The following is a 4,408-nucleotide window of genomic DNA, read 5'->3' as shown; positions in this document are numbered from 1 at the left end:
GAACGTACGAACTCGTGGTGCAACAACTTCGGCAAGATCAGACGCAACACCGAACGCCGCCGCCCATGCGTCGACTTCTACCTCGACGCGGCCTGCATCCTCATCACGATCCGCAGCCTCATCGTCCAAGCCTGGAAACACTACCGATGGGAAACCCGACCCCGCAGCCCTCGCATCCGATGACCTACTGGCGGACGCACTAAGGTGCGCTTGGCTGCGGCAGGCCCGAATAATGCGTGCCGACGGTGTTCCCGCTGTGCGATGGTGGCGACCATGAGTAGCCGTCTCACCCGTGACTCGTACCAGGATCCGCTGGTGGAGGGCGAGGTGGGTTACGCCGTTCTCACGCCCGACGGTTGGACGAGGGACGAGTCGCTGCCGCTCATCCTGGTGCTGCACGGCGCGAACTCCTCCCGGGACGTCCTGGCGATGTTGCAACCGATGGTCGACCAGCTGTGGGCCGACGGGTCGCTGCCCGAGTCGGTGGTCGCCTGCGCCTCCACGCCGACAGTCGGCGGCTTCTACATCGACCGGCCCGGCAACGCCTGGGAAAGCCTGATAGCCGAGGGCTTCCCGCAGGCGCTGGCGAAGCGGTACGCCGTCGACCTGAACCGCGTCTCGCTGCTCGGCGCCTCGATGGGTGGTTACGGCGCTCTCAAGATCGCCTTTGCGGAGCCGGCTCGTTGGCGCTCCGTCGCGGCCGTCGCGCCGGCCCTGCTTCCCGCGTTGACGCCCACCCAGCTGCGCCCCCGAAACACCCTCGACGTGCTCGCTGAACTGGGGCGTGAGATGACCGGCGAGGGCGACGGGTTCGCCGCCAACAGCGTCCTGCATCGGCTGGGCGGCAATGCCGAGGCGATCCGAGGCAGCGGGTTGCCCATCTTCCTGCGCTGTGGAGACCGGGACGTGTTCGCCCTGCACGACGGCACCGAGCAGCTCCACCGGGCACTCTGGGATCTTGACGTCGGCCACGAATACCACCTCGTCCACGACGGTGACCACCTGGGACCCGAGGCGTTCGCCGCGCAGCGTGCCGCGTTGGCGTTCATCGCCGCGGCCCAGCGCGCCGCCGTCGGGCAGGACCGTAGCGAGGCCGACCGACAGCGCGAATCGTCCTGGCGGGACTGGGCTGCCGGTGGACGCCAGGGCACACCGCCTGAGCTGGACCCGAGCGCGCCCAGCGCGCCGGTGGCACTGCGGGTCATGCTCGAACCACAGTTGACCGAGGCGGCCCGACGCGATCCCACCACCAGCCGCCGCTGCGGCATCCTGCCCGACACCGACGGCTGACCACCGGCGGGGGAGTAGTCAGCGCGGCCCGCCGCCTTCGGCGACGCCGCGGTCGTAACACCGACGAAAGCGGGGTGCACTTTGCCGGGGATTACCCTTCTGGAGGTGCCGCAGTGGCAGGGGTCGGGCTCGCCCGGCGCCCACCGGCTGCGCCGGGGCGCGGCGGAACTGGCCGGATTGTTCCCCGGCACCGCCCGGGTGCGGGTCGCGACGGACGGCATGCCCACGCGACGGCGGGACGGCGTCGTCGCCCTCGACACGCTGGTGGCGAACCTCCGCGCCATCCGCGCCGCCTGTGCCGACGTCCGGTCCGACGGGCGGATGCTGCTCACCATCGGCGGGGACTGCGGGGTCGACGTGGCACCCGTGGAATCGGCGTTGGCGCAGCACGGCGACCGGTTGGCCGTGGTCTGGTTCGACGCCCACGCCGACCTGAACACTCCCGCGTCGTCGCCGTCCGGCGCCTTCCACGGCATGGTCCTGCGGACCTTGCTCGGTGCCGGCCCGCCGGAGCTGGCTCCGGTTCGGACGTTGCGCCCGGAGCAGGTGGTGCTGGCCGGGGTGCGTGCACTGGACCCGGACGAGCGGAGGTTCCTCGCCGAGCAGTCGATCCGGCACGTCCCACCGTCCGGGTTCGCCGACCCGACCGCGCTCACCGACGAGGTCGCGGCCACCGGCGCGAACGCCGTGTACCTGCACATCGACCTGGACGTACTCGACCCGGACGAGTTCGACGCCGTCGGCACCCCGGAGCCCGGTGGGCTGACCCGCCACCAACTCGTCGACTCGGTACGGGCACTCGCCGCGCGGTTCGCCATCGCCGGAGTGTGCGTCTGTGAGTACGAATCCGACGGATCCCGGCACCCTGAGCTGCTCACCGAACTCGCCGGCACCCTGCGCACCGTCCTCGACGGCCGCACGGCCGAGACCGGTACGCCGACACGCCGAACCGACGAACGGGACCGGTAGGGCGTGCTCGTTGCCGTCCAGCGGTGGCTTTGGGATGCTTCGCCCATGTCTGCTCAAGCGACGACCACCGCCGAGGACGTGTTCCACCAACCGTTGCGGGCCCAGTTCGAGGCGTTCCTCGACGAGCACCGCGCCGCGCTCAACAGTTGCCTGGACGGGCTGACCGAGGAGCAGGCCCGCCGGGCGCTGGTGCCGTCCCGGACCACCCTGCTGGGGCTGGTCAAGCATGTGACCTTCGTGGAGAAGGTCTGGTTCGACGAGGCCGTCACCTGCCGCTCACGGGACGAGATCGGCATCCCCGCCACGCCGGACGAGTCCTTCATCCTGGACGACGCCGACACCATCGCCGACGTGCAGCGGGCACACCGGGAAGCCTGCGCGGATTCCCGCCGCGCGACGGCGTCGCTCGACCTGGACGACCTGGTGCACGGCAACCGGCGCGGCTCGCTTCCGCTGCGCTGGGTGTATCTGCACGTGCTGCGCGAGCTGGCCCAGCACTGCGGGCACGCGGACATCCTCCGCGAGCAGATCCTCGCCGACTGACGCGGCCGGGCTGCCGCGCCGCGCGGTGATGCTCGGCTGCCGACACGGTAGGGGAGCCGTGCGTTCGATCCGTCCGTGCTCGATGCGAGAGGAGCGCGTACGGATGGCAGAGTCGGACCTGGTCGCGGCCGCGACAATGCTCGGGCAGGCCAGCCGAGTCGTGATCTTCACCGGTGCGGGCATGTCCGTGGAGAGCGGCGTGCCGACCTTCCGCGACGCCCTCACCGGGCTCTGGCAGCGCTACGACCCGCAGGCCCTCGCCACACCGGAGGCGTTCCACGCCGACCCGGAACTCGTTTACGGCTGGTACGAATGGCGACGCCAGGCGGTGCGGCGGGCTGAGCCGCACGCGGGACACCGGGCCGTCGCGGCGATCGAAGCCCGTGCCCCACACGCCGTGCTGATCACGCAGAACGTCGACGACCTGCACGAGCGGGCCGGTTCGGTCGCCCCGCTGCACCTGCACGGCAGTCTGTTCGCGCCGCGCTGCTCCCGGTGTTCCCACCCGGTACCGGTTGCCGACGACACGACGCCCGAGCCAACCGAGGGGCGTCGCACCCCACCGCCGCGCTGCCCGCGCTGCGCGGCCCCTGTCCGGCCCGGTGTGGTGTGGTTCGGCGAAGCGTTGCCGCCCGAGGTGCTGGAAGCCGCCGTCGAGGCCGCCGCCAACTGCGACCTGCTGCTGACCGTGGGCACCTCCGGCCTGGTCTATCCGGCCGCCGAGATCCCCCAGGTCGCCGCGCGACGCGGCGCTACGGTGATCCAGATCAATCCGCTGCCGACGCCGCTGGACGCGGTGGCCCGGGTCAACCTGTACGGCCCGGCGGCCGACCTGCTTCCCGCCCTGGTACACGCCGCCTGGGACTAGGGACGTTCAACCCGGGCGGATTGCCGCGTACCAGCTGGTCGTGAATGCGCCAGCGGACCGTGCTGGCCTTGTTGCGGTGCTGGCCACCCGGACTGCCGGTGCGGCAGGCCTCGATCTCGACGTCCGACTCCCGGAACGGGGTCATGGCGGTCTCCAGCCGGCACGGTCGGGCGGTGACGTACCAGTTCTTTCGCCCGGCGCCGGCCCGGTACGGGCTCGGTGCCTGCCAACACAGCGTGCCGGTCCACGTGGCGGCGAACGCTTCGGCGCCGGCACCGTGGATCTCGACCACGGCCGATCGGAAGGTGCCGGGCCGGTCACCAGGAACGGTGTCCACCCGGTGGGTGGTCAACCGTCGTCGGGTGGCGTCGGTCTCCAGGCGGCGCAGCAGCCGGGCCACCGCCCAGGCGCATTCCTCCGGTCCACGGCCGGCGGACAGGAGCAGCTGGGCGCTCACCGCCGCCCCCGCTTGCGGCCTCCCCGTCCCAGCCCGACGTCGGCCGTCTTGTACGTGACCAGTGGGATCGTGGTCGCCACCGGTGCCGCCAGTCGGTGCTCGACCAGGTCGGCGATCACCTGCTCGATGCGTTTCTGACATCCTCTGCCGCCTAAGAGCGTCCGCCAGTAGGTGACGGTGAGGACGTGGGGTAGTGAAACGGGCACGAAGTCGGTGATCATCGAGTTGTCTACGCTCTGTGATCACTGGAGGCTTCGTGCCCGCCGTCCCATCATGCATCC

5 protein-coding genes and 2 pseudogenes are annotated in these 4,408 nt (G+C 71.1%); 5 read left to right on the top strand and 2 right to left on the bottom strand.

Translation table 11 applies throughout. The features are described from left to right. The 5 genes and pseudogenes from IEY61_RS30705 to IEY61_RS30685 all read left to right on the top strand — a co-directional run. Nucleotides 1-183: pseudogene (locus IEY61_RS30705) on the top strand (IS5/IS1182 family transposase); the annotation flags it as partial. A 90-nt stretch (nucleotides 184-273) separates the two neighbouring features. Continuing rightward, a complete protein-coding gene (locus tag IEY61_RS30700; RefSeq protein ID WP_189050814.1) occupies nucleotides 274-1,290 on the top strand; it encodes an alpha/beta hydrolase-fold protein in 1,017 nt (338 codons plus the stop codon). A gap of 105 nt (nucleotides 1,291-1,395) precedes the next feature. Beyond that, nucleotides 1,396-2,259, top strand: a complete 864-nt coding sequence (locus tag IEY61_RS30695; RefSeq protein WP_229706642.1) for an arginase family protein — start codon at nucleotides 1,396-1,398, stop codon at nucleotides 2,257-2,259. A 45-nt stretch (nucleotides 2,260-2,304) separates the two neighbouring features. Further along, entirely contained in the window at nucleotides 2,305-2,802 is a 498-nt protein-coding gene (locus IEY61_RS30690; RefSeq protein WP_189050810.1) for a DinB family protein, read from the top strand. A gap of 103 nt (nucleotides 2,803-2,905) precedes the next feature. Beyond that, a complete protein-coding gene (locus tag IEY61_RS30685; protein WP_189050808.1) occupies nucleotides 2,906-3,670 on the top strand; it encodes an SIR2 family NAD-dependent protein deacylase in 765 nt (254 codons plus the stop codon). Here the strand turns inward: IEY61_RS30685 and IEY61_RS30680 are convergent. Both IEY61_RS30680 and IEY61_RS30675 read right to left on the bottom strand, forming a co-directional pair. Further along, nucleotides 3,609-4,127, bottom strand: coding sequence for a peptide chain release factor-like protein (locus IEY61_RS30680; RefSeq protein ID WP_189050806.1), 519 nt, complete (start codon nucleotides 4,125-4,127; stop codon nucleotides 3,609-3,611). The two genes, IEY61_RS30685 and IEY61_RS30680, sit on opposite strands and share 62 nt — an antisense overlap. Further along, nucleotides 4,124-4,261: pseudogene (locus tag IEY61_RS30675) on the bottom strand (RNA ligase RtcB family protein); the annotation flags it as partial. The gene IEY61_RS30680 and the pseudogene IEY61_RS30675, both read right to left, overlap by 4 nt. Nucleotides 4,262-4,408: the final 147 nt, after the last annotated feature.

The organism is Micromonospora sonchi (genome assembly GCF_014646235.1).
GTDB lineage: Bacteria > Actinomycetota > Actinomycetes > Mycobacteriales > Micromonosporaceae > Micromonospora > Micromonospora sonchi.
This window is presented reverse-complemented; position numbering and strand designations above follow the sequence as displayed.

Bases quoted from the DNA above. Each gene is read 5' to 3' on its own strand.
- IEY61_RS30700 (WP_189050814.1), top strand. From the start codon at position 274: ATGAGTAGCCGTCTCACCCGTGACTCGTACCAGGATCCGCTGGTGGAG.
- IEY61_RS30690 (WP_189050810.1), top strand. From the start codon at position 2,305: ATGTCTGCTCAAGCGACGACCACCGCCGAGGACGTGTTCCACCAACCG.
- IEY61_RS30685 (WP_189050808.1), top strand. From the start codon at position 2,906: ATGGCAGAGTCGGACCTGGTCGCGGCCGCGACAATGCTCGGGCAGGCC.